At 59.5% G+C, this 23,799-nt stretch carries 25 protein-coding genes; 7 read left to right on the top strand and 18 right to left on the bottom strand.

Going from position 1 to position 23,799, the window contains the following annotated elements; all coding sequences use genetic code 11:
• Window positions 1-10: 10 nt before the first annotated feature.
• Complete coding sequence (locus L8U60_RS02180; RefSeq protein WP_269964757.1) at window positions 11-1,876, top strand: chorismate-binding protein; 1,866 nt, start codon at window positions 11-13, stop codon at window positions 1,874-1,876.
• Entirely contained in the window at window positions 1,869-2,591 is a 723-nt protein-coding gene (locus L8U60_RS02175) for an aminotransferase class IV (protein WP_269964756.1), read from the top strand. The genes L8U60_RS02180 and L8U60_RS02175 overlap by 8 nt, the downstream gene beginning before the upstream one ends.
• Window positions 2,592-2,609: 18 nt before the next feature.
• On the opposite strand, the gene pyk is transcribed toward L8U60_RS02175, so the two are convergent.
• The 15 genes from pyk to L8U60_RS02100 form a co-directional block, all read right to left on the bottom strand.
• On the bottom strand, window positions 2,610-4,049 hold the full coding sequence (gene pyk / locus L8U60_RS02170; protein ID WP_269964755.1) for a pyruvate kinase: 1,440 nt from the start codon (window positions 4,047-4,049) through the stop codon (window positions 2,610-2,612).
• Window positions 4,050-4,119: 70 nt separating this feature from the next.
• Entirely contained in the window at window positions 4,120-5,028 is a 909-nt protein-coding gene (gene lgt, locus L8U60_RS02165; protein WP_269964754.1) for a prolipoprotein diacylglyceryl transferase, read from the bottom strand.
• A gap of 18 nt (window positions 5,029-5,046) precedes the next feature.
• A complete protein-coding gene (locus tag L8U60_RS02160) occupies window positions 5,047-5,904 on the bottom strand; it encodes an indole-3-glycerol phosphate synthase TrpC (RefSeq protein ID WP_269964753.1) in 858 nt (285 codons plus the stop codon).
• A gap of 39 nt (window positions 5,905-5,943) precedes the next feature.
• Window positions 5,944-6,564: a TIGR02234 family membrane protein gene (locus L8U60_RS02155; protein WP_269964752.1), complete on the bottom strand. Its 621-nt coding sequence runs from the start codon at window positions 6,562-6,564 to the stop codon at window positions 5,944-5,946.
• Complete coding sequence (gene hisI, locus L8U60_RS02150) at window positions 6,561-6,917, bottom strand: phosphoribosyl-AMP cyclohydrolase (protein ID WP_269964751.1); 357 nt, start codon at window positions 6,915-6,917, stop codon at window positions 6,561-6,563. Before hisI ends, L8U60_RS02155 begins: the two co-directional genes overlap by 4 nt.
• Window positions 6,914-7,669, bottom strand: a complete 756-nt coding sequence (gene hisF, locus L8U60_RS02145) for an imidazole glycerol phosphate synthase subunit HisF (protein ID WP_269964750.1) — start codon at window positions 7,667-7,669, stop codon at window positions 6,914-6,916. Before hisF ends, hisI begins: the two co-directional genes overlap by 4 nt.
• Window positions 7,670-7,687: 18 nt before the next feature.
• Window positions 7,688-8,479, bottom strand: coding sequence for an inositol monophosphatase family protein (locus tag L8U60_RS02140; RefSeq protein ID WP_338026465.1), 792 nt, complete (start codon window positions 8,477-8,479; stop codon window positions 7,688-7,690).
• 7 nt (window positions 8,480-8,486) lie between these two features.
• On the bottom strand, window positions 8,487-9,236 hold the full coding sequence (gene priA / locus L8U60_RS02135; RefSeq protein ID WP_269964749.1) for a bifunctional 1-(5-phosphoribosyl)-5-((5-phosphoribosylamino)methylideneamino)imidazole-4-carboxamide isomerase/phosphoribosylanthranilate isomerase PriA: 750 nt from the start codon (window positions 9,234-9,236) through the stop codon (window positions 8,487-8,489).
• Window positions 9,237-9,259: 23 nt separating this feature from the next.
• Window positions 9,260-9,898 (bottom strand): imidazole glycerol phosphate synthase subunit HisH, encoded by a 639-nt coding sequence (hisH, locus tag L8U60_RS02130; RefSeq protein WP_269964748.1) that lies wholly within the window; start codon window positions 9,896-9,898, stop codon window positions 9,260-9,262.
• A 10-nt stretch (window positions 9,899-9,908) separates the two neighbouring features.
• Complete coding sequence (locus L8U60_RS02125; protein WP_269964747.1) at window positions 9,909-11,093, bottom strand: MFS transporter; 1,185 nt, start codon at window positions 11,091-11,093, stop codon at window positions 9,909-9,911.
• Window positions 11,094-11,270 carry a hypothetical protein gene (locus L8U60_RS02120; RefSeq protein ID WP_269964746.1) on the bottom strand — a complete coding sequence of 59 codons (177 nt, stop codon included), beginning with the start codon at window positions 11,268-11,270 and terminating at the stop codon, window positions 11,094-11,096.
• Complete coding sequence (hisB, locus tag L8U60_RS02115; protein WP_269964745.1) at window positions 11,270-11,872, bottom strand: imidazoleglycerol-phosphate dehydratase HisB; 603 nt, start codon at window positions 11,870-11,872, stop codon at window positions 11,270-11,272. Before hisB ends, L8U60_RS02120 begins: the two co-directional genes overlap by 1 nt.
• Window positions 11,865-12,956, bottom strand: coding sequence for a histidinol-phosphate transaminase (locus L8U60_RS02110; RefSeq protein WP_269964744.1), 1,092 nt, complete (start codon window positions 12,954-12,956; stop codon window positions 11,865-11,867). The genes hisB and L8U60_RS02110 overlap by 8 nt, the downstream gene beginning before the upstream one ends.
• Window positions 12,956-14,266 (bottom strand): histidinol dehydrogenase, encoded by a 1,311-nt coding sequence (gene hisD, locus L8U60_RS02105; RefSeq protein WP_269964743.1) that lies wholly within the window; start codon window positions 14,264-14,266, stop codon window positions 12,956-12,958. Before hisD ends, L8U60_RS02110 begins: the two co-directional genes overlap by 1 nt.
• A gap of 432 nt (window positions 14,267-14,698) precedes the next feature.
• On the bottom strand, window positions 14,699-15,373 hold the full coding sequence (locus tag L8U60_RS02100) for a nuclear transport factor 2 family protein (protein WP_269964742.1): 675 nt from the start codon (window positions 15,371-15,373) through the stop codon (window positions 14,699-14,701).
• 175 nt (window positions 15,374-15,548) lie between these two features.
• Between L8U60_RS02100 and L8U60_RS02095 the strand changes: the two genes are divergently transcribed.
• Genes L8U60_RS02095 through treY form a run of 5 tightly spaced genes read left to right on the top strand, consistent with a single transcriptional unit; the run spans window position 15,549 to window position 22,530 of the window.
• Window positions 15,549-16,106 (top strand): TetR family transcriptional regulator, encoded by a 558-nt coding sequence (locus L8U60_RS02095; protein WP_269964741.1) that lies wholly within the window; start codon window positions 15,549-15,551, stop codon window positions 16,104-16,106.
• Window positions 16,090-18,261 (top strand): glycogen debranching protein GlgX, encoded by a 2,172-nt coding sequence (gene glgX / locus L8U60_RS02090; RefSeq protein ID WP_269964740.1) that lies wholly within the window; start codon window positions 16,090-16,092, stop codon window positions 18,259-18,261. Before L8U60_RS02095 ends, glgX begins: the two co-directional genes overlap by 17 nt.
• Window positions 18,258-19,511, top strand: coding sequence for an exonuclease domain-containing protein (locus L8U60_RS02085; RefSeq protein ID WP_269964739.1), 1,254 nt, complete (start codon window positions 18,258-18,260; stop codon window positions 19,509-19,511). Before glgX ends, L8U60_RS02085 begins: the two co-directional genes overlap by 4 nt.
• A 24-nt stretch (window positions 19,512-19,535) precedes the next feature.
• On the top strand, window positions 19,536-20,168 hold the full coding sequence (locus tag L8U60_RS02080) for a hypothetical protein (protein WP_269964738.1): 633 nt from the start codon (window positions 19,536-19,538) through the stop codon (window positions 20,166-20,168).
• A 4-nt stretch (window positions 20,169-20,172) separates the two neighbouring features.
• Window positions 20,173-22,530, top strand: a complete 2,358-nt coding sequence (gene treY, locus L8U60_RS02075; RefSeq protein WP_269964737.1) for a malto-oligosyltrehalose synthase — start codon at window positions 20,173-20,175, stop codon at window positions 22,528-22,530.
• Here treY and L8U60_RS02070 read toward each other — a convergent pair.
• From L8U60_RS02070 to L8U60_RS02060, 3 genes are read right to left on the bottom strand one after another with little or no spacing between them, the layout of a single operon-like run.
• Window positions 22,527-22,895, bottom strand: a complete 369-nt coding sequence (locus L8U60_RS02070) for an RNA-binding S4 domain-containing protein (RefSeq protein ID WP_269964736.1) — start codon at window positions 22,893-22,895, stop codon at window positions 22,527-22,529. The two genes, treY and L8U60_RS02070, sit on opposite strands and share 4 nt — an antisense overlap.
• On the bottom strand, window positions 22,895-23,131 hold the full coding sequence (locus tag L8U60_RS02065; protein WP_269964735.1) for a hypothetical protein: 237 nt from the start codon (window positions 23,129-23,131) through the stop codon (window positions 22,895-22,897). Before L8U60_RS02065 ends, L8U60_RS02070 begins: the two co-directional genes overlap by 1 nt.
• A 10-nt stretch (window positions 23,132-23,141) precedes the next feature.
• The gene (locus L8U60_RS02060; RefSeq protein WP_269964734.1) at window positions 23,142-23,771 is read right to left on the bottom strand and encodes a YigZ family protein; all 630 of its coding nucleotides are present in this window, start codon (window positions 23,769-23,771) and stop codon (window positions 23,142-23,144) included.
• Window positions 23,772-23,799 lie beyond the last annotated feature (28 nt).

Genomic DNA, 23,799 nt, shown 5'->3' with positions numbered 1-23,799 from the left:
ATCCTGTGTAATGATCCTGCTCGTTGATAATTACGATTCCTACACGTTCAACCTCGCTCACCTCATCGCTGAGGTGAGCGGGGTTGAACCCCTTGTTGTGCCTGCACATGACGGAACTGACCTGCCCGAGAGAATCCGCGCCGGCGAATTCAGCCATGTGGTGATCTCCCCCGGGCCAGGTACTCCTGAACGGGAAGAGGACTTTGGTACCTCCCGGCGCGTCATCGAAGCCGCTGCGGATGCAAACGTCCCACTCCTTGGCGTGTGCTTGGGCCACCAGGGTCTGGCCATGCTCGCCGGTGCGCATGTCACGCGCGCGCCTGAACCACGCCATGGGTTCGTTTCTCGGATTCAGCATTCCGGCGAAGGCATCTTCGCCGGTATCCCGCAGGGCATCGAGGTCGTGCGCTATCACTCGCTCCACGTGGAAGACGTCCCGGGCATCACGGTTCATGCGCGCAGTGAGGACGGCGTGATCCAGGCGCTCAAGGTGGACAATGCACCACACTGGGGCGTGCAGTTCCATCCGGAATCCATACTCAGCCAGTATGGCGTCGACATCATGCGTAACTTCCTGGGCGGGTGGCGCCTGATCCACCGCGAGATCCCCGGCGCGATTGATTGCCAGCGGGTCTTTAACGCGATCAAACAAGACGGCCATGACGCGTTCTTCCTCGATTCCGCCGATTCTCGCGGGACATTCTCCATTCTCGGGGATACAGCCGGTGAGCTTTCGCGCTCGATCCGGTACAACCTCGATGATGTCGGCGATGACATCCTGCAGATCCTCGATGAGGAGCTGGCTACTCCTGTCTTCGACGCACCCGATCTTCCTTTCACCGGTGGTGTCATCGGCTACCTCGGCTACGAATGCGCTGAGCTCACCATGCCCATCACGCTCTCCCACTCGTCGCCGTACCCCGATGCTTATTTCGTCCGGCCTCAGTCCTTCATCGTCTACGATCATGAACGTGAAATCACCCACCTCTGCTGCCTCGCTGGTGGAAACTCTCATGAGCTCTTAAACCGCCTCGAAGGAACGCTCACTCACTCCACCAACATCCATGACGCTCACGCCACCGAACCCACATTCATGGTTCCAGGCTCATGGCGTACTCCGGACTACATTGAGCGCATTGAAACATCACAAGAGCTCCTGCACGCCGGGGAAAGCTACGAGGTGTGTTTGACCGATACCTACTCCACGGAGATCACCGGCGAGATCTACGCGCCGCTCCGCCAGCACAACCCTGCCCCTTACGCCGCTCACCTCATCTTCGATGGCGTGGAGGTTGCAAGCGCATCCCCGGAACGGTTCCTCACCGTTCGCGGCCGCGATGTGGAGGCAAAACCTATTAAAGGCACCGTCGCCGCTGACCAGGATCCAGCTCTGCTGAAGAATGAAAAGACGCGTGCGGAGAACCTCATGATCGTGGATCTTGTGCGTAATGATCTTTCGCGCGTGTGCGAGCCAGGCACAGTACGCGTACCAGGACTCATGCAGATTGAAAGCTTTTCGACGGTCCACCAACTCGTCTCCGTCATCACCGGCCGCCTCAGGCACGGTTCCACCGCCGTCGACGCAGTGCGCGCTACCTTCCCACCAGGTTCCATGACGGGTGCTCCGAAGCTGCGCACGTGCCAGATCATCGACAAGCTGGAAACCGGGCCACGTGGCGTGTACTCCGGTGCTCTTGGCTATCTCGGCTACGACGGCCAAGCGGACCTTTCTGTGGTCATCCGTACCGCGGTGCGCTCCGGTTCCACCGTCACAGTCGGTGCTGGCGGCGCTATCGTTCTCGCCTCTGATCCTGAATCTGAATTGGCGGAACGCAACCTCAAAGCACAGTCCGTTCTGGGGGCCTTCAGTGAGTAACTACGTCTGGCATGACGGTTTTGTCCCCCGCGATGTCACCCACTGCCCGCTCGATGTCGCCGATTCCTGGCGCCATTCATCTGGTCGCACCAATGGCCTGCATCTTCACCTGGAGCGGTTTTCGCGCACGGCGGGTCCGCTCCCCTCCGGCTTCGTGGATGAGATGCTCGGGTTGCTTGAGCAAGGCGAGCTCTTTCCCCGTATTGCAGCGGTCTCTTCACTCTTACTCCTGGACATCCGGCCTGCTCCCCCGGCACGCACAGAAACCCGCCTGACGTACGTCACCGCACCAGATCCGCGTACGCAGCCACTGGTGAAAGGTCCTGATTTTGGTGCGCTGCGCACCTACCGTTCACGCCACCAGGTGCCCGATACCGATGACACGGTGATTACCGCCTCTGATGGCGCGATGTTAGAGACCACGACGGGTGCGCTGGTCATGTGGGACGGGAACACGTTGTGCATCCCCGATGGGGTGTGGCTGCCCAGTGTGACTCTGCATCAAGTCACAGCACGTGCTGAAAGCATGGGGCTCCGAATCACACCTCGCCACATCACCCCGGAATGTGCCGCCGACCACCCTCTGTGGTTCCTCAACTCACTGCACGGCATCAGCCCGGTCAGTGAGATTCACACCAGCTCAGGCGTGATTACGCCCCCGCCCCACCCCAACTACGCGCAGTGGCGGCACTGGTGGTGGGACGGTTTCCTCTAAGAAGCCCCTAGGGGCTTCTTAGACCTTCTTCGGATTGCGCGTATCTTCACCCAGCTGGTGCACGTGAATCATGTTCGTCGTGCCGGCAACTCCCGGTGGGGTGCCAGCGACGATGACCATGGTGTCGCCTTCCTTGTACTTGTCGATGGACAGCAGGGACTTGTCCACAACTTCCATCATCTCGTCGGTGTTGTCCACCTTCTGGCACAAGAACGTCTCCGCACCCCAGGTCAGGGCAAGCTGGGAACGCACTTCCTGGCGTGGCGTAAACACGAGCAGCGGCAGGTGGGAACGCAGACGTGCAAGACGACGTGCCGTCTCACCAGAGTTGGTGAAAGCAACGAGGGCACGCGAGTTGAGGCGTTCCGCAATATCGCGGGCGGAATAAGAAATCACGCCACGCTTCGTGCGCGGAATGTGGTTGAGCGGCGGGACATTGCCCATGGACTCCGCCACACGCACGATCCGGTCCATCGTCCGCACCACGTTGTGCGGGTCCACACCGATAGAGGTTTCACCGGAGAGCATGACCGCATCCGTGCCATCCAGCACCGCGTTAGCCACGTCGGATGCCTCAGCACGCGTTGGGCGCGAGTTCTCAATCATGGAGTCGAGCATCTGCGTTGCCACGATCACCGGCTTCGCGTTCTCACGCGCGATCTGAATGACACGCTTCTGCACCAGCGGCACCTGCTCCAGCGCGATTTCCACGCCCAAGTCACCGCGGGCCACCATCACTGCGTCAAAAGCCAGGATGATGGATTCGAGTGCATCAACAGCTTCCGGCTTCTCCAGCTTTGCAATGACAGGAACGCGCCGGCCTACTTCATCCATGATCTCGTGAACCAAGTCCACGTCAGACGGCGAGCGCACGAAGGACAGTGCGATGAAGTCCACGCCCAGCTTGAGCGCAAAACGCAGGTCCGCCTTGTCCTTCTCCGACAAAGCCGGAACAGAAATATTCATTCCCGGCAGGGAGACACCCTTGTTGTTGGACACCGGGCCGCCTTCGACAACCTTGCACACAACATCGTTGCCCTCAACGGCGGTACACACCAGCGCCACCTTGCCGTCATCGACCAGCAGGCGGTCGCCCGGCTGCGCGTCTTCCGCCAGGTGTTTGTAGGTGGTGGATACGCGGTCATGCGTGCCCACAACATCGTCGACGGTGATGCGAACTTCCTCACCGGTTTCCCAGTAGGTCTTTCCGTCGCCCTCAAAGCGACCGAGACGAATCTTCGGCCCCTGGAGGTCCGCGAGGATACCTACCGCCTTACCGGTCTCATCGGTAGCTTCACGTACCCAGTTGTAGTTCTGCTCGTGGTCCGGGTAATCACCATGAGAGAAATTCAGGCGGGCGACATCCATGCCGTCACGCACAAGGCCGAGGATGGCATCTTTGCTGGCCACGGCCGGTCCGAGAGTACAAACAATCTTGGTGCGTCTGTCCACTGTCATCCACTTCTTCTCATTCGCGCGAGGTATCAGATTCCTCGCCCTACGCTACCGAAACCGCACTGGTTTCGCTCTAAGGCATTTTATGCTTATGCGCGTCCAGTTCTTCCTCCGCATCCCCACTCCGTGGGTCTACTTCTTCCGGAGTCTCCTGTCCTGACTTCATACGCGAGAAGACAATCGCGGCAACGATGAAGAGAACAGTGGAGACAACAAGGTTGACGCGCAGGCCAAAGATGAGGTTAGCCGCGTCGTCTCGCATGAATTCCATGAAGATACGACCCAAGGCATAGGACGCGATATAGAGCACAAAGACGCGGCCGTGACCCAAGCGGAACTTCTTCTCCGCCCAGAGCAGGAAGAAGAAGACCGCGATGTTCCAGATCATCTCGTAGAGGAACGTGGGGTGCACGCTCGCGATGATCTCCCCCGTCGAACGGCCAGTCAATGGTGCGTAAGCCCCTGTTTCATCAACGCGGTAGTAGATGTCCAACGCCCACGGCACATCCGTTGGCCGCCCGTAGAGCTCCTGGTTGAAGTAGTTCCCCAACCTTCCAATCGCCTGGGCCAGGATGATGCCGGGTGCTACTGCGTCCGCGAACGGCAGCAGCGGGATTCTCTTGTATTTGAACAGCGCCCACACGGCGAGTGTGCCTAGCGCGACCGCCCCCATGATGCCCAGGCCACCGGCGGAGAAATTGAAGATCTGCTTCCAGTCCTTGCCCGGCCCGAAGTAGCTGTCATAGTCCGTGATCACGTGGTAGGCGCGCCCACCGATGATGCCGGCGGGGATAGCCACGATGGATGCATCCCACACGGTGTCCGGGTTTCCACCGCGCGCGCGATAACGCCGAATCGTCAGCGCCATGGCCACGATAATGCCGGTGATGATGCACAGCGCATACGCGCGAATAGGAACCGGCCCGATGTACCAGACGCCCTGCGGGGGCGAGGGAATGTTGGCAAGGATCTGCGTAGTCACGCCCAACAGTGTGCCACGCTAGCTACTACGGCGTGAAGGGCAGGCTGGGTGCTGCCCAGCAGCGGCGAGTTTGCGGGTGGCCACAGCAACATCGTCGCTATTCATCACTGCCTCACCAGCGATCACTGCGTCAGCGCCGGTAGAGGCAGCAGCCATGAGGTCGCGTGCATTGCGCACACCACCCAAACTGATGCGCACCACGCTTTCCGGCAGGCCCGGCTCAATCTCACTGAAGGCCTGGCGGTTGACCTCGTTTGTGTCAAAGGTCCACGAGTTCACGCCGATCACCGTGGCGCCCGCGGCAAGAGCACGATCGGCTTCTTCCGGAGTGCGCACCTCAGCCATACCCACCATGCCGAGGGATTCCACGCGGTCCAACAAGCTCTCCAGCCGCGCTTGTTCTAAAAGCCCGACTTGCAGCGGCACCATATCGGCGCCATAGCAGCGGGCTTCGTGGATCTGATAGGGATCAACGATGACATCGCGGCACACCATGGGCAAGCTCGTTGCCCGGCGGGCTTCCTGCATGTCCTGCAAAGAGCCGTCGAAACGCAATCGCTCCGTCTGACACGCGATGAGTGCCGCTCCCCCAGCCTCAATGTCAGCGGCGAGCTCTCCCACTGTTTGTTCTGTATGTGTCACATGAGTCGGGCCGAACACCGGGGATGTGCGCTTGATCTCTACGATCACGCCACAGCCTGGGCCCAACAGTGCCGCGAGTGCATCACGGTTATCGGACAAACTCCGCGAACGTGCCTTGATCTCCTGAAAAGGAACAACCGCCTCACGGGCAGCAACGTCCGCGAGAACACCGGCGACTACGGGATTTTCGCTCGCCGGAATGACAACCTGTTGATTGCCCTTCACCGCGGTCATGTCTTCAGAGAGTATCCGTTCGTGGTGGTGAGAACGAAATCAGGTGTAGCGGTTGTCCTCTGTGGGATCAATATCCGCATCAATCGCATCCCACAGAACACGACCGGATTGTGGCTCCGCCTCCAAGTCTTGCTCGATCTTTTCCTTGCGCTGGGAGGCCTTTTCGTACTTACTCACCGTGGCGGCATCCTGTCCCGGGCGGACAGCCAACAACAGGCCACCTACGACAGCAACAACCGCGCCCACGACAGCAATCAATGGCGCAACAACAGTCGTGTCCACGGACGTGATGTCAGACCACGTAGTGATGGTGGCATCGTTGTTCTCAATGTCGTACATCAACAGTGCCGACACGCGTTCTGAATCCGGTGTACCCAGCAGCAGGGCGAGTGGTGCCACCGTGACAGCACCGGCAGCCACTGCGCCGATGGCACCCACGATGCGGCGACCCCAGCGACGCAGCGCCAGACCAGCAATCGTGGCGGCCAACAAGACCAGCACCACAGCGGTCACTTCCGTCGACCAGTCCGCACCACTAATCGGTGCAGAACCGTCACCAGTGAGGTTGTCAGCATAATGCGCCGTCAACCACGTCATGCGGGAGGCGAGCCACAGCACGAGTGCGCCAACCCCCATCAACAATGCGCCAAACTTGCTCATGGCTGCTCCAACAGAACATCGGCATCAAAACACGTGCGGTCCCCGGTGTGGCACGCACCGCCCGTCTGGCGGACAACCAGCAACACCGTGTCGCCGTCACAGTCCAGTTTCACTTCCAGGACCTCCTGCACGTTGCCACTGGTCAATCCCTTGATCCAGTATTCGGCGCGGGAGCGGGAGTAGTACGTGCCTTGACGCGTGGCCAAGGTGTACGCGAGCGCGCGCTCATCCATCCACGCCATCATGAGCACTTCCCCGCTGTCCGCCTGGACGATCGCGGGAACCAAGCCCGCACCATTAAAGCGGACGCGTTCTTTCACCTGGGGGTCAAGGACTGCTTCTTCAGGTTTCACAGGCGTACCTCACACCCAGCATCCGCCAGGCTTTGCTTGACCTCGGCGATGGATACTTCACCGAAGTGGAAGATGGATGCGGCCAGCACTGCATCAGCGCCTGCTTCAACGGCCGGCGGGAAGTGCTCCGCCTTACCGGCACCGCCGGAAGCGATGATCGGGATGGAAACTGCTTCGCGCACGCGCTCGATGAGCTCAATATCAAAGCCGGCCTTGGTGCCGTCACCATCCATGGAGTTGAGCAGAATTTCACCAACACCGAGTTTCTCACCGGTCTTGGCCCACTCAATCGCATCAATGCCTGCGGAGCGGGTGCCGCCATGGGTGGTCACTTCAAATCCATCCCCGGCGCGGCGCGCATCCACCGACAACACGATGCACTGAGCTCCGAATTCGCGGGAAAGCTCCGAGAGGAGCTCAGGGCGCGCGATCGCGGAGGTGTTCACGGACACCTTGTCAGCACCGGCGCGCAAGAGTTCGCGGACATCATCCGCGCTGCGTACGCCACCGCCCACAGTCAATGGAATGAATACCTGCTCGGCGGTACGGCGCACCACGTCGAGCATCGTGCCCCGGCCTTCCTTGGAGGCGCTCACGTCCAAGAACGTCAGCTCGTCCGCGCCTTGCTCGCCGTAAAGCTTGGCCAGCTCCACTGGGTCACCGGCGTCGCGCAGGTTTTCAAAATTCACTCCCTTGACCACCCGGCCGTTGTCTACGTCCAAGCACGGGATCACTCGAGTGGCTACGGTCATGGGGTCTCCTCTTCGTTATCAAGCAATGCGTTTAATGGTACGCAGAACGGATTCGTGGATGTCTGGGGACCCTGCGATCACGCCGAGCGAACCAAGCTCCCACTCATTGCCTTCAACATCCGTGACCACCGCACCGGCACACCGCGCGAGCAGGACGCCCGCAGCATTGTCCCACGGATGGGGCGAAAAGCTCACCGCTGCTTTGTACACACCCTGGGCAACAAACGCGAGGTCAATGCCCACAGAACCACTGATGCGCGGACGCATGTTGGCGTACTCGAGAGCCTTAATCAAACGCAGGCGACTATCCGGCGGGATCCTGCTTCCCTCATCAGCACCCACCGCACCAACGCCTACCTGATTGGACACATTCGCAATGGACGTCACAGGTGGCAGCAAGTCGCCGTTGTGGAACACGCCCGATCCGCGGTTGGCCGTCAGTCTCATATTCATCAACGGAATATCGGTCACAGCGAGCACCGGCTGTTTATCCACCACCAGGGAGATCAGCACCGCGCAGTTCGGGTTGCCGGACGCATAGTTCGCGGTGCCGTCGATGGGGTCGACCACCCAGCTGGCGTCAGTGCGCAGGACTCCGCCTTCTTCCTCCCCCAAGACCGGAATGCCCGTGGTCAAAGCCAGCTGTTCACGGAGCATCGCCTCGATCTTCAGATCCATCTCCGTGGCAAAATCCCCGTCCTTCTTGTGCAAAGCGGGCAGGCTGCCTAGGCCGTCGACGAACATTTTGCGCGCTTCGTCAGCGGCTTCCTCAGCGAGGCGCAAGTACTCGCGCATTTCGTCCATGGCCATTGGTGCCCTACTTGCCCCCTGCGACCCGCAGTGCCTCTGGCAGGGTGAAGCGGTTTTCGTACAAGGCCTTGCCCACGATCACGCTGTCAATGCCTTCATCGGCGTAACGGGCAATCTCAGCGATGTCATCAAGGGTGGACACACCACCCGATGCCGTCACAAGCGCATCGGTGGCCGCGGAGACTTCACGCAGCAATTCCACGTTCGGGCCGGACAGTGTGCCGTCCTTGCTCACGTCCGTGACCACGAAGCGTGCGCATCCAGCCGCATCGAAGAACTCCAGCACCTCCCACAGGTCACCGCCATCAGAGGTCCAGCCACGGCCCTTCGTGCGCCACTGGCCGTCTTCTTCCCGCACGGCAATATCAATCGCAATCGCTTCACCGTGACGGGAGATCACTTCCTTCGCCCACTCAGGATTCTCCAGCGCAGCGGTGCCAATGTTGACGCGCTTTGCACCGGTACCCAGGGCCCTCTCCAGGCTCTCATCATCACGAATGCCGCCGGTCAGCTCAACGTTAATACTCAGCTCACGGGTGATCTCCGCCATGAGCTCGTGGTTCGATCCACGGCCAAACGCTGCATCAAGGTCGACGAAGTGCAGCCATTCCGCACCGTCTGCCTGCCATTTCAAAGCAGCTTCTAGCGGCTCGCCGTAGGACTTCTCAGTGCCTGCTTCACCTTGGTCGAGGCGTACGGCCTTGCCGTCTACGACATCAACGGCGGGAAGCACAGTGAACAAACCAGAGTTTTCCATATCCGCATTCTATGGTGTGCGTGTTACCTGAGTGAATCGACCCAGTTCTTCAGCAAGTGCAAGCCAGCATCACCCGATTTTTCAGGGTGGAATTGCGTGGCCCACAGCGGCCCATTTTCCACGGCCGCGACGAATCGGGAGTTACCGTGCTGCGCCCAGGAAACCTTCGGCGCTGCGATGAACTCGTCTTCTTCCATCTCCCAGTTCTGCACGCCGTAGGAGTGGACGAAGTAAAAGCGCGTGCCTGCATCCAAGCCAGCAAACATCTGCGATTCGGGTGCGATGTCTACCGTGTTCCACCCCATGTGCGGAAGGACAGGAGCATCAAGCTTTTCGACGACCCCCGGCCACTGCCCACACCCCTCCGTATCAATGCCGTGCTCCACACCGCGGTCAAACATGACCTGCAAGCCCACACAGATTCCCAACACCGGGCGATCGCCGGCCAAACGCTGGCCGATGATGCGGGGGCCAGCAACCTCACGCAGTCCACGCATGCAGGCATCAAAGGCGCCCACACCAGGGACAACTAGCCCGTCTGCTTCCACTGCCACCATGGGGTCACGGGTGACAACAACATCACCACCGACGTGCTCCAATGCACGTTGAGCGGAACGGAGGTTACCTGCGCCGTAATCGAGCAGCGCCACAACTGAACTCATGGTGGTGATGTTAGTTGGGTCTGCGCGCGTAGTCCGCCACTGCCCCAATCAAGCCGAGCAGCAGGATCACCCCACCGACCGCGAAGGACCACGGCGCACCAATGCCCACGATGAGAAGGCCGAAGAGGAAGGAGCCAGCGGCTTGTCCACCATCGAAGGAGATATTCCATACCGCTGCGGCCCTGCTCATCTGTGATGGCGGGCAACGGTGGTACAGGCTGAGCAGGGATTCGTTTTGCACCAGCCCGAACCCAATGCCGTACACAAACGCCGCCGCCACGATCCATGCTGGCGCACTATCGGCATACAGGCACCATGCGAACCCAGCCATGCCGACAGCGCCGAAGACATGCGCCGGAATCATCAGCGCTCCGGGCGCACCTCTCCGGTCAGCGATGGCACCGGAAGCAAGACGCGCAAACATCACAGCAAGGTTGACCACCGCCAGCACGATGCCACCGAGCGCGGCAGTTTCTGCAACCCCGGACGCCCTGATGGCAGCCGGCAAGAAATTAGAAATCAGGCTGTATGCACCCGACATGAGCACCAGTGCCAGTGCCGGCAGCACCAGTACCATCCAGCCAGCCACAGCACCGCGCACCTGTGGTTCCGCGGGCGCGCCCTTGAGCGCCGGAATCCACAAGCACGCCAGCCCGCCGACCGCAGCAACAATCAAGGCCAAGATCCATACCGGGAAGTACCCAAAGTGCTCCGCTACTGCCAAACCAACGGGCAGCGTGAGCATCTGCGCGAGTCCACCGGACGCACCGAAAATACCGGTGGCTTTGCCCAATAACCTCCGCGGCACGAGCTCCGGAATGATGGCTGCCTCGGAGACCGTCATGGCGCCAAAGCCCATACCGCGGATGATGGAGACAACAAAGACCATCGCCGGCGACATGCTCACGGACAACAGCAGCGCTGGCACACCCAGCAGGACCGCTGACACCGCAATAGCGGAACGGTAGGTGAAACGGCGAAGCAATCTCGGCATGAACAGCTGAGTAATCACGGTGGCAACCATGAACACACCGGTGGATGCGCCGGCCAATGCCGGCGATCCAGATGAATCCAGCACTGCCACCGGAATGACCGGCAGCAGCATCGCCCAGGAGCCGAAAGAAGCCGCAACAGCGATAAGTGCCGGGATATAACCCGGCACTGACCACACTGATTTCACATTCGCACCAGTCATCTAGGGCATCGCCCCGAGGAGCACAATCAGTGCGCCAGCCAGCGCAAGCGCTGCAAGAATGCCCATGACAACGGTGGGACCTTTCTTGTCCTGTTGGTAGAAAGACCACGTGCCGCCCACCAGGAGACCAGCTGTGATGAACAGCATCCAAACGGAAATGCTGCCAACAACACCCATTAGAGCGCACCCTTCGTGGATGGCACACCGGTCACGCGGGGATCCCGCTCATAAGCAGCGCGCAGCGCACGTGCCACAGCCTTGTATTCCGCTTCCGTGATGTGGTGCGGATCGCGGCCGTACTCCACATTGACGTGGAGCGTAATGCGCGCGTTGTACGCCAGCGTTTCAAAGAAGTGACGGTTAATCACCGTGGCGTAGTGCCCACCGATGATCTGCCATTCCATGCTTTCTGGCTCGCCGTTCATGACAAAGTACGGGCGGTTCGAAATATCCACGATGGCGTTGACTAGGGTTTCATCCATCGGCAGAGCCATGGAGCCGAAGCGGCGGATGCCCTTCTTGTCCCCCACCGCGTCAATAAGCGCCCAGCCCAGCGTGATCGCGGTGTCCTCAACGGTGTGGTGCGCATCAATCTCAATGTCACCCTTTGCCTTCACCGTGAGGTCAAAGCTGCCGTGCGTGCCAAATGCGGTGAGCATGTGGTCAAAGAACGGCAGGCCCGTATCCACATCCACCTTGCCAGTGCCATCAAGGTTGATCTCGACGGAAATGTCCGACTCGCTCGTCGTGCGCTGTGCTTTACCAATCCGATCAGCCATTGTTCTTAATCTCCTTCGCCGCATTCAAAAATGCGTCGTTCTCTTCATCCAACCCAATTGTCACACGCAGATAGCCCGGCACACCCACGTCGCGGATAAGCACACCCCGATCGAGGAATTTCTGCCATGCAGCCGCCGCATCATCAAAGTGCCCAAAGAAGAGGAAGTTCGATTCACTCGGCACAACCTCATAGCCGTACTCAAGTAGTGCTGCCTGGACTCGTTCGCGCTCACGCGCAAGCTTATCGACGTTTGCCAGCGTCTCCTCCGCATGCCTCAACGCCACGCGCGCGGCCGCCTGCGAAATCACCGACAGGTGGTACGGCAAACGCACTAGCATCACGGCTTCGATGAAAGCCGGATCTGCTACGAAGTACCCAAGACGACCACCAGCGAAGTCAAAGGCCTTGGACATCGTGCGGGACACAACCAGCTTGGTTGGGTACTTCTCCAGCAGGGTCACTGCCGACGGGCTCGGCGAGAACTCCGCATACGCCTCATCCACGATGACGATGCCGGGAGCAACTTCAATAATGCGCTCAATGTCTTCCAGCGACGTGACATCGCCCGTCGGGTTATTCGGCGTGGTGATAAACACAACATCCGGCTGCTTCTCATTGATGGCTTCCAACGCACGGTCCATATCAATACGGAAGTCCGCTCCGCGCTCCACACCGATGAACTCAGTCTGCGTGCCCGCGCTCAAAATCGGGTGCATGGAATAGGACGGTACGAAGCCCATCGCGGACCTCCCCGGCCCACCAAAGGCCTGCAGCAGCTGCTGCAACACCTCGTTGGAACCGTTCGCGGCCCAGAGGTTATCCACCGTCACGTGCACACCGGTTTGGCGGCTCACGTACGCTGCAAGATCTGCGCGCAGCTCCACCGAATCACGTTCCGGGTAGCGGTTGAGGCTACCGGCGACGCGGGCAACTTCCGCCACCACATCGTCGATAAGCTTCTGCGACGGCGGGTACGGGTTCTCATTCGTGTTCAACGCATACGGCACCTGCAACTGTGGCGCACCGTACGCCGACTTGCCGCGCAGTTCTTCGCGCAGTGGCAGATCAGACAACTCCGCCATTAGTTCTCCTCCGTCCGTGCCTTGATGGCCTCACCGTGGGCTGGCAGCTGCTCATCCGCTGACAACGCAACGATGTGGTGGCCGACTTCCTTCAACGCCGCCTCGTCATACTCAATCAGGTTCACCGGGCGCAGGAAGGTGTGCGTGGTCAGACCAGGAGTAAACCGCGCCGTGCCCGAGGTTGGCAGCACGTGGTTTGATCCCGCGATGTAATCCCCCAACGGCACCGGGGAATACGGGCCAACAAAGATCGCACCGGCATGCTTAATCCGACGAGCCACCTCCGCCGCATTCCGCGTGTGGATCTCCAGGTGCTCCGCTGCGTACGCATCCGCAACCGCGATTCCGGCTTCCACATCGTCCACGAGAACAATGCCCGACTGTGCACCACCAAGAGCGGTGCCAGCACGCTCCGCATTCAGTGTCTCTCCTGCACGCTGATCAATCTCCGCATCCACGGCACGGGCGAACTCCTCCGAGTCCGTGATGAGTACCGATGCTGCATTCTCATCGTGCTCCGCCTGCGAAATCAGATCGAGCGCCACAAAAACTGGGTCTGCAGAATCATCAGCGAGCACCGCGATTTCGGACGGACCCGCCTCCGCATCAATGCCCACGACACCATTGACCACGCGTTTTGCGGCAGCCACGAAGATATTGCCAGGACCGGTGATCTTGTCCACGGGCTCCAGCTGCGCATCATCATCGCCGTAGGCCATCAACGCGACAGCTTGTGCGCCGCCTACCGCCCAGACTTCATCCACACCGAGCATCGCGCATGCGGCCAGAATCGTCGGGTGCGGCCAGCCGCCGTGCTCTGCCTGCGGGGGCGAGCACACCACGAGCGATTCCACACCGGCTTCCTGTGCCGGAATCACGTTCATCAGCACTGAGGACGGGTACACCGCCTTGCCACCCGGCACGTACAGCCCCACGCGGGAAATGGGCAGGAAGACCTCTGTCACCGTAGCGCCGGGCGCCAACTCGGTTGTCTGCCCCTCTGGCTTCTGATCTGCGTGCACCGCACGGATACGGCGGATCGCCTCTTCCAAGGCTGCCTTCACCTCAGAATCAAGCTGGTCAACTGCCGCTTCAACGACATCAGTGGGCACACGCACAGCATCTGGGCGCACTCCATCAAACTTCTCCCCATAGTCAAGGGCAGCGCGTGCCCCCGACTCCTTCACCGCATCAATAATCGGCGACACGATATGAATAACGGATGCGACATCCGTACCGCCGCGCGGCAATACTCGCCGCAACGCAGAAGTGGTTGGTGTTTGGCCCCTGAGGTCGGTCACTTTGAGCATGCCAACCATCCTATTAGATCGGGTTTCGCTCCAGTCTGGCGACCATACCTATCCAATAACTCAGGGCCGCGCACCACGGTGCCACTACCCAGCCAACTCCCGGCTGCAGGAGCGGAACCCCCTGCGCTGCTGTTGCGGTTCCGAGGACCAAGAAGGTCCATGCTCCAAACACACTCACCGCAATGACAAAGAGCATCCGCCAAGCAGTTTTCACACCCGGTAAGAGTCCAACGATCACGCCAAGTATGCCGGTCAAAACAACAAACCCTGCAAAGGAAGCGAACTCCACATTGTCAGGGCTTGCTACAAGGTCAACCGCCGGATGCTCGCCTCCATCAACGAGCACATAGGAGGGGCGAAACAGCCCCCACACTGCGCCTGTTACAGCTCCAAGCGCGCCCGAGACGAAGACGGTGCCGGCGGCCCAGCGGACTAGTTGCAGACCTTCCACTGGCCGTTTTCACGTGCGAAGCGCTGAACACCGGACTCGGTCTGGCCGTTCGTGTTCACCGTGACGGTTGCGGAAGCGGTGTCACCATTCACGCGCACATCAGACAGGTTGGCCTGTGTGGACGGCACCGGCGGGATCGGCTGACCGGCAAGACGTGCGGCCTCAACAGCCTGACGCATCTCATTCTCGGTCTGCTCCAGGCTGGTGCCCTGTGCGGCCAGCTCCTGGTGGGTCTTATCCACCACTGCCTTACAGGAGTTATCCATGATCACGCGCGACCAGGACACAATGTCCTTCGGGTTGTAGATGCGGTTCATGGTTTCCGTCATCGCGTTGATATCTTCCTGGCTGGCGGGCTGGCCACCATCCACCGGCTTGACCTCAGCGGTAGGAAGGGTGCCGTTTTCGAAGGGGTTCACCACACCGGTCGGATTAGCGTTCTGATCCTCCGGCTTCTTCTCCTCTTCGGACTTCTTCTCCTCTTCCGCCTTCTTGTCCTCGTCTGGCTTCTGCTCCTCGGTGACCATGTTGGTCACGGTGGCCATCTCAGATACAACGTTCGAAGCATCATCCCCGGAGCCGCATGCGGCCAGTGCCAAAGGTGCTACGAGGCAAGCAGCTGCGACGGTCTTCTTCGAAGTGATGGTCAACGTCATGAAAAGTTTCTCCTCACAACTCGCGTCGAAAATGCGAGATTGTTGCTTTGTATTGCTTTCAGTGCAAAGTGAATCTTAGCAACCCTTTGTGCAGGGAGTTCAATTCTGGGCCGATGAACTTCCCGTGAGAAAGCTGTGAATACCTGGCCATGTTTCGCGTGTAAGGTCAGCTGGTATGGAGCTGTCGCGAGATGTCATTGCCGAAGCGGCGGTGAGGATCTTGGACGAATATGGCCTCGCCGACGTGTCCATGCGTCGGGTCGCTGGGCAACTTGGGGTCGCACCCGGCGCGTTGTATTGGCACGTAGAAAACAAGCAAGCACTGGTCAGCGCTATGGCTGAACTCATCCTTTCGTCTGTACGGAAGCACTCCGATCCCCGTGAGATGTGCGCGCAGATTCGCGCGGCACTCCTCTCCCACCGTGATGGTGCTGATGTGGTCATGGCCGCTGTTTCCCAGCCGCATTCCCCGCTCTTCACTTCACTCGTCAAGGATCTGCGAGCAACACTCCCCCAATCCGATCCCCGCGCCGATGCCGCGGCCGAAGCACTCTTGTTCCTCACTTTGGGTGCGGCCAATATTTATCAGTCTGGCGCTCAGCTGCAGGACGTGACAAAGACTCCTGGCACTCCACGCGGGGAGTCAGTCGACACGGCAGTGGATCTACTCCTCCTGGGTCTTGGGCACAATCCGGATTCGGTTAACATCGACTCTCATGACAACCCCTCATGAGCACAGCCAGGTATGGCCTGGATCGGCGTACCCCCTGGGATCCACCTATGACGGTGCGGGAACCAACTTTGCCATCTTTTCCAACGTGGCGGACAAGGTTGAGCTCTGTTTGATCGACCGGGATAACAACGAAGAAAGAATCCCACTGGAGGAAGTAGACAACCACGTTTGGCACGCCTACCTCCCCGGTGTTTTGCCAGGACAGCGCTATGGCTACCGAGTACACGGGCCATGGGATCCGCAAAACGGTAAGCGGTGCGATCCGTCCAAACTTCTCGTTGACCCTTATGCCCGCGCCTTTGATGGTGAATTTGATGGGCACCCGTCCCTGTTTTCCTATGACATCACTGCGGAGACCCCGGGCACAGGCAGGAATGAAGAGGATTCGCTCGGCCACACCATGCTCTCCGTGGTGATTAACCCCTTCTTCGATTGGGGCGATGATCGTGCACCGCGGATCCCGGATAATGACACGGTTATTTATGAAACCCACGTGAAGGGCATGACACAGCTTCACCCCGACGTACCGGAAAATCTCCGTGGCACCTACGCCGGTTTGGCGCACCCGAGTGTCATTTCCTACTTGCAGGATCTCGGTATCACGTCGGTGGAACTCATGCCGGTGCACCAGTTCCTTCAGGATGACCGGCTGCGTGATCTGGGCCTGCGCAACTATTGGGGCTACAACACCTTCGGTTTCTTCGCACCACACCAGGACTATGCAGCGGGCGACCACCCGGGCGACGCCGTAGCTGAATTCAAGGGCATGGTGCGTGCCTACCACGAGGCAGGCATGGAGATCATCCTTGACGTGGTGTACAACCACACCGCCGAAGGCAACCACCTGGGCCCCACCATCGCCTTCCGCGGCATTGACAATGAGGCTTACTACCGCCTGGTGGACGACAACAAGTTCCACTACATGGACTACACCGGCACCGGCAATTCCCTGAACGTCCGTGATCCGCACTCCTTGCAGCTCATCATGGATTCGCTGCGCTACTGGGTCACGGAGATGCACGTGGATGGCTTCCGTTTTGATCTGGCATCCACTCTCGCCCGTGAGTTTTCTGATGTGGACCGCCTGGCCACATTCTTCGACCTCGTCCAGCAGGACCCTGTTGTCTCCCAGGTGAAGCTCATCGCTGAACCGTGGGATGTCGGCGAAGGTGGTTACCAGGTGGGTAACTTCCCGCCGTTGTGGAGTGAGTGGAACGGTAAGTACCGCGACACAGTGCGTGATTTCTGGCGTGGTGAGCCATCAACGCTCGGTGAGTTCGCGTCCCGTCTCACCGGTTCGTCAGACCTGTACAACCACAATGGTCGTCGCCCCACAGCGTCCATCAACTTCATCACTGCTCATGATGGCTTCACACTCAATGACCTGGTGAGCTACAACGAGAAGCACAATGAGGAAAACCAGGAAGACAGCCGGGATGGTGAGAACCATAACCGTTCCTGGAACTGTGGTGTTGAGGGGCCAACGGATGATCCGGAGATCCTGGAGCTGCGTGCCCGCCAACGCCGCAATTTCTTGACCACGTTGCTGCTTTCCCAAGGCACCCCCATGATCTCGCACGGCGATGAGCTGGCCCGCACCCAGGGCGGGAACAACAACGTGTACTGCCAGGACAATGAGATCGCCTGGATGAATTGGGAGCACCTCGATGCCGCGGAGAATCTCCATGATTTCACCCGCCGCCTCATCGCTATCCGCAAAAATCACCCAGTGTTCCGTCGTCGCCGATTCCTCGCTGGCGGCCCGCTCGGCGCTGATGTGCAGGACCGCGACATCGCGTGGCTCGTGCCATCGGGTGAGCTGATGACACAGGGCGATTGGGATTTCGCTTTCGGCAAGGCCTTGCAGGTGTATCTCAACGGCAACCAGATCGTCGAGCCGGATCAGCGTGGGCAGCGTGTCACGGATGATTCCTTCTTGCTCATGTTCAACGCTTTCCACGAAGACATTGAGTTCACGTTGCCGCCGAAGAATCTTGGCGCAAAGTGGGAAGTGCTCATCGACACCACGGAGCCTTTGGGTTACCCGGCTGAGACCGAGGAGATTGAGGCTTTGGGCACGAAGAATGTGCCGGCCCGATCCACGATCGTTCTGCGACAGATTGAACCGCCTTTCTTCGAGGAGGATGCATCATGATTACCGCTCACGGCGCTCGTCTCTCGGTCAACCACACGGCAGTAGAGATTCATCCCGCGCCGCTTGAAGCAGCACTGCTCGGGTCATCCCAGCCGATAATCATTCCTCTCGCGGATATTGACGGCGTGGATTTTCACTCGGGTGACCAGTGGGATGAATCCACCGTCACGCTCAGCGACACGACTGTCCGCTTCGCTCCCGGTGACACGGAGGGCCCAGAACAATTGCAAGCGGCCATCAGCGCCGCTCAGCGTGGTGAAACCATTAACCTCGACGCGGTTCCTGGCTTCAGCTTCGTGGCACTCGATGTGGAAACCGCGAACCAAAACTGGGGCTCGATCTGCCAAATCGGTGTTGTCACTGTCACCGACGGAGTCATCACTGACCAGCAAGGATGGTTGTGCCGCCCGCCAGAGCAGCTTTCGTTTTTCGACGATGCCAACGTGGCCATCCACGGCATCACGGCGGAGGATGTGGCGCAGGAGCCGTCGATAAGCGAGATCCTCCCCCGCGTCTTCAAGTACATCGGCGATCGCACTGTCGTTGCGCACAACGCGTATTTTGATGCTTCTGCCTTGCGCTACGCAGCACACGCGGCTGGTGTTGAGATGCCCAATCTGACCTTCGCATGTTCTTTGGCGCATGCTCGTGCGGTCGATCTTGATGTAGAAAACCACCGTCTGCCCACTCTGGCGTCCTTCTTTGGTGTCGCACTGGACAATCACCACGATGCTGCGGCTGATGCTGCGGCAGCCGCGGGCATCATGATCGGGCTGGCGCGCCGCGCGAAGTACACCGGGCCGATCAATGAATACGTTGCTGAATCCGGCTTCCACCTTGGCTCCATCAATGCTGACCATGTCACCCCGGTACTGAAGGAATTTCGCGGGAGGCAGAAGAAGGAAAAGAAACCTGCCCCCTGGCAGGCCGTGGCAACCCCGGACACCATTCCGGAACCGAATACGAACGCTGACCCAAACTCGCCCTTGTATGGCCACAACGTCACCCTGACTGGTGAGTTTGATCCCTATGACAAGGGTGAGCTGTGGAACGGCATTGCTGCCCAGGGCGGCCAGGTGGGTAAGAACGTGACCAAGAAGACCACTATTTTGGTCGCTGGCGCGTGGGCAACCATGACCTCGAAGGAAAAACGTGCCCGCGAGCTCATGGAAAAGGGACAAGAAATAGAGATCTGGCCTGCGGAAAAGCTTTTTTCTGCACTTAATTTGGAATCTGAGGGAACCAAATAGGGGGTAGCAGCAGTCTAAGTAGATATGACTACTAAAACTGCTACTGAAATCCCCACTGGTATCCCCACTGAGACTGTCCCTGAGATTGCCTCTGACATCGCGACCATCAAGCGTGCTCACAGCCTGCTTACTCCGGCGACGGATCTCACCGCGCACCTCGTGCCACGCACTCCTGCGTTGATCAGCAAAGAGTGGGACGGGCAGGTGACCATTAACCTGTCGCGCGACCACGCGGCTGTGCTCCTGGATTCTTCGGGGAATTCCCTCGACCACGTGGAGCTGGGCCGCCGTGGACTGACCATGCGCCAGGCCTGGGATTCCGCGGCGTTGAGATTGCTCGGTGCGCAACGTGACCCGTACACGGTGCATTTTGATGTGCGTAATTCTAGCTTCAGCCTCGGCCCGAAATCTCCGCGGGGTTTTGAAGTGAAAGGCGACCCCGCCGCGTCATGGCTTGCACACCCGAAAACTTTTCAGATGTTGCACCGCCACTTCACGCACGTCTTGAAACCGGAACATGCCATCACGTACCTCACCCGTGACCACCGTGAACTCTTTGTGTTGGACTGCACCCCGGAACAAGCGGCAACAACATTCCCTTACGCCACTGTATTCACATACTCCCTCGGCTTCCCAATAAAACGCACTATCGTGTGAAGTCATGGACCGGCCTCTTACTTCCACGTATCGTCTTCAACTCCGCGGACCCCACGCTGACCCAGCGGGCCGCGGATTCGGTTTTGCCGAAGCTGCTGCCGTGGTGCCGTATCTGGCTGACTTAGGTGTCTCGCACCTCTACCTCTCCCCCATCTTCACCTCGTACCCGGATTCAAACCACAACTATGACGTGACGGATCCGACAACGATCAACGAGGAACTCGGTGGCATGACCGGACTGAAGGAGCTGGCTGATGCCGCCCATGCAGCGGGGTTGGGTCTCATCGTGGACATTGTGCCGAACCACGTGGGAGTGGAAACACCGGAACTCAATGCCTGGTGGTGGGATGTCCTGAAACACGGCACGTCTTCCGAATTCGAGCCCTACTTCGACATCGACTGGCATGAGGACAATGGCGCGGATGGCAAGCTTGCTCTCCCCGTCCTTGGCAGTCCCGGCGATGAGGACACATTCACGCTCACCCTGGTGGACGATGAACCTGTTCTCACCTACTACGACAAGCACTTTCCGCTCACCCCCGGCTCGTACGACAGCATCGACGATGATCCACGGGAGGTTTACGAGCGGCAGCACTACCGTCTTCTTTACTGGCGCGACAGCGTGATCTCTTACCGCCGGTTCTTCTCCGTCAACGGGCTCGCGGGCATCCGCCAAGAAAACCCCGTCGTGTTCGAGCACACGCATCGTACGCTCAGAATGCTTATCGACGATGGCGTGATCGACGGCGTCCGCGTCGACCACCCAGACGGACTGGCGGATCCCTTCGCCTACCTCAACCAGCTGCGCGAACTCATTGGCCCGGACCGCTACCTCATTGCGGAGAAGATCCTCGGAGTGACAGAACCACTCGATCCGCGCCTCGCCGTCGATGGCACCACCGGCTACGACGCACTGCGTGAACTCGATGGTGTCTTCATCGCCCGTGAAGCCGAAGATGCCTTGAGCATGTTGTCCCTGGAACAGTCCGGTTCCACCTGGGATGAGGCCGCAATCGAGGCTGCCGAACATCAACTCAAACGTGATGTCGCGCAGTACGAGCTCGCCGCTGAGATCCGTCGCCTCACCCGAGCGATTTCCACTGAGGACGTGGAAGACCTCGAGACCACCGTCATTGACCTCATCGCGGCGATGCCGGTGTACCGCGCGGACTACATCTCCCTGTCGCGGCAAACCTCCACCATCATCGCGGACATGGCCCGCCGCTTCCCTTCCCGGGGCGATGCTCTCAACCGCATCTCCGCTGCCTTCCTCACCAATGGTGAGGCCAAGACTCGCTTCGCCCAAGTCTGTGGCGCTGTCATGGCCAAAGGCGTAGAAGACACGTTGTTCTACCGTGCATGCCGCCTCGTTGCTTTGCAGGAAGTTGGTGGCGCACCGGGCCGTTTCGGTGTTTCTGCAGCAGAATTCCACCTCCTTCAGCAGGAGCGTGCGATGCTGTGGCCGCGTGCCATGACAACGTTGACAACTCACGACACCAAGCGCAGTGAGGACACTCGCGCTCGAATTATCGAACTCACCGAACGCCCCAAGGCCTTCGCTGAACTCGTTCGCCACGTTGGCGCACTCGTCCCCGCCCCGGATCAAGCGACCGCGCATTTCCTCCTCCAGAACATTCTGGGCGTGTGGCCCGCAGATGGCGTAACCGAGGATGTCCGACAGCGCCTCCACGCGTACACCGAGAAAGCCGTGCGTGAGGCTGGTGTGCACACCACCTGGTTCGACAACAACACGGCGTTCGAAACCGCGATCTCCAACTGGGTCGACGCGGTGATTGATGGGCCTGCCGCGAGCATGATCCAAGAATTCGTTGAAGAGATTCACCGGGGCGCTATCCAGATTTCCCTCGGCCGGAAGCTACTCCAGCTGATCGGCCCCGGCATTCCGGACACGTACCAGGGGCAGGAATTCCTTGATTTCTCCCTCGTTGACCCCGATAATCGCCGCTTTGTTGATTACGTCCACCGCAGCCAGACCCTCCAGCAGTACATCGAAGAGGGAATCACCGATTCTTCTGACCGGCTCAAGCAGGCAGTCGTCTACGAGGGTTTGCAGATCCGTCGGGAACGGCCCGAGGTGTTCAGTGCCAACAACTATCGCGCAGTGTTTGCTGAAGGTGAAGCAGCCCACCACCTGCTTGGTCTCCGACGTGGAAACGATGTCATCGCCCTCGCCACCCGTTCCCCTCTCGGCCTCGAGGACCGCGGCGGGTGGGGCGACACAACCGTCACACTGCCTGAAGGAACGTGGACGAACCGCCTCAATAAAAAGACCGTCACCGGAACAGTGCCGGTAAGCGACTTATTGGGAGACTTCCCAACAGCGCTCTTGGTTGCGGGCTAGCGGTCCCGCCCCAACAGCCTGTCGATCTCACGCCGCTCCTTCTTCGTCGGGCGCCCAGCACCCCGATCGCGCTTGGGCATGGAGTAGAAGTACTCCTTCGGCGGTGGCGGCGGTGAATGGTCCACGTAGCAGGTCCGCGCAACGGGGGCACCTACGCGTTTGCGGACGGTTTCTACGACCTCATAGTCCAAGTCGCGGTAATCCTTCCACGCCTTGATGCGGTCCCCCGGCACGACTTTGGCAGACGGTTTCACCGCATTGCCATTGAGTTTCACGTGCCCGGCGCGGACTGCGTTGGCCGCATCAGACCTGGTTTTGTACATGCGTACCGCCCAGATCCATACGTCGATCCGGACTGGTTCCACTAGTACTCGTCCCGGTGGTTGATGATCTGCTGGACCTTGACGTAGTTGTACACACCGCCGACAACAGCAACGACGAGGCCGAGGCTGAACCAGACCCAGAATGAAGAGAAAGCCAGGCCGAGTGCAGCACCACCAATAACACCGCCGGCAACACTAACTACAGCGTTGCGTGAGTATTTCCGTACGGCCTGCTTGCGGGCTTCAATCGGGTTATGAGGACGAGGCTGCAAAGTCATGGCGCTTAGTTTAGCGTTCCACCCACATCTCGCCGGCCTCTGACGCCTCCGCTTCACCTTGTGTCAACGCTGCCAACAATTCGTTGAGGGCTTCTAACCCACCCGGCTCAATACCCAGGGTGTACGTCGCTGCTGCGCCATAGTGGACATCCACCACATCAATGCCGTTAGTACGCAGGTCTGCTTCGATCCGGCCCGCTTCCGCATGTGGGAAATCCACTTCCGCGAGTTGCCGCAACCGCTTTTCCACCCGCGTGACCTGCTCCAGTGTTTCTGACACCGCGCCGGAGTAGGCATGCACCAGCCCACCAGCCCCCAGTTTGATGCCTCCGAAGTACCGGATCACCACCGCCACAATGTCCTGCATCCCGGAGCCACGCAGCACATCCAACATGGGTTTGCCAGCAGTGCCGGAGGGCTCACCATCATCACTGGAACGCTCAATGGGGTTCTGCCCGCTCAGAATGAACGCGGAGCAGTGGTGTCGCGCATCCGGGTAGGTGGCCTTTGCCTCCGCAATGACCGCCCGTGCTTCCTCTTCGGATTCCGCGCGAGTGATCCAGGTGATGAAGCGCGAGCGCTTGATCGTGATCTCATGCGTGATCAGATCGCGTGCGGGCAACTCAAAAGAAACAAACATCGTGTCCGCATTTTACTTAGTGTGGAGT

This window comes from Corynebacterium meitnerae, assembly GCF_027570075.1.
Lineage (GTDB): Bacteria > Actinomycetota > Actinomycetes > Mycobacteriales > Mycobacteriaceae > Corynebacterium > Corynebacterium meitnerae.
This window is presented reverse-complemented; position numbering and strand designations above follow the sequence as displayed.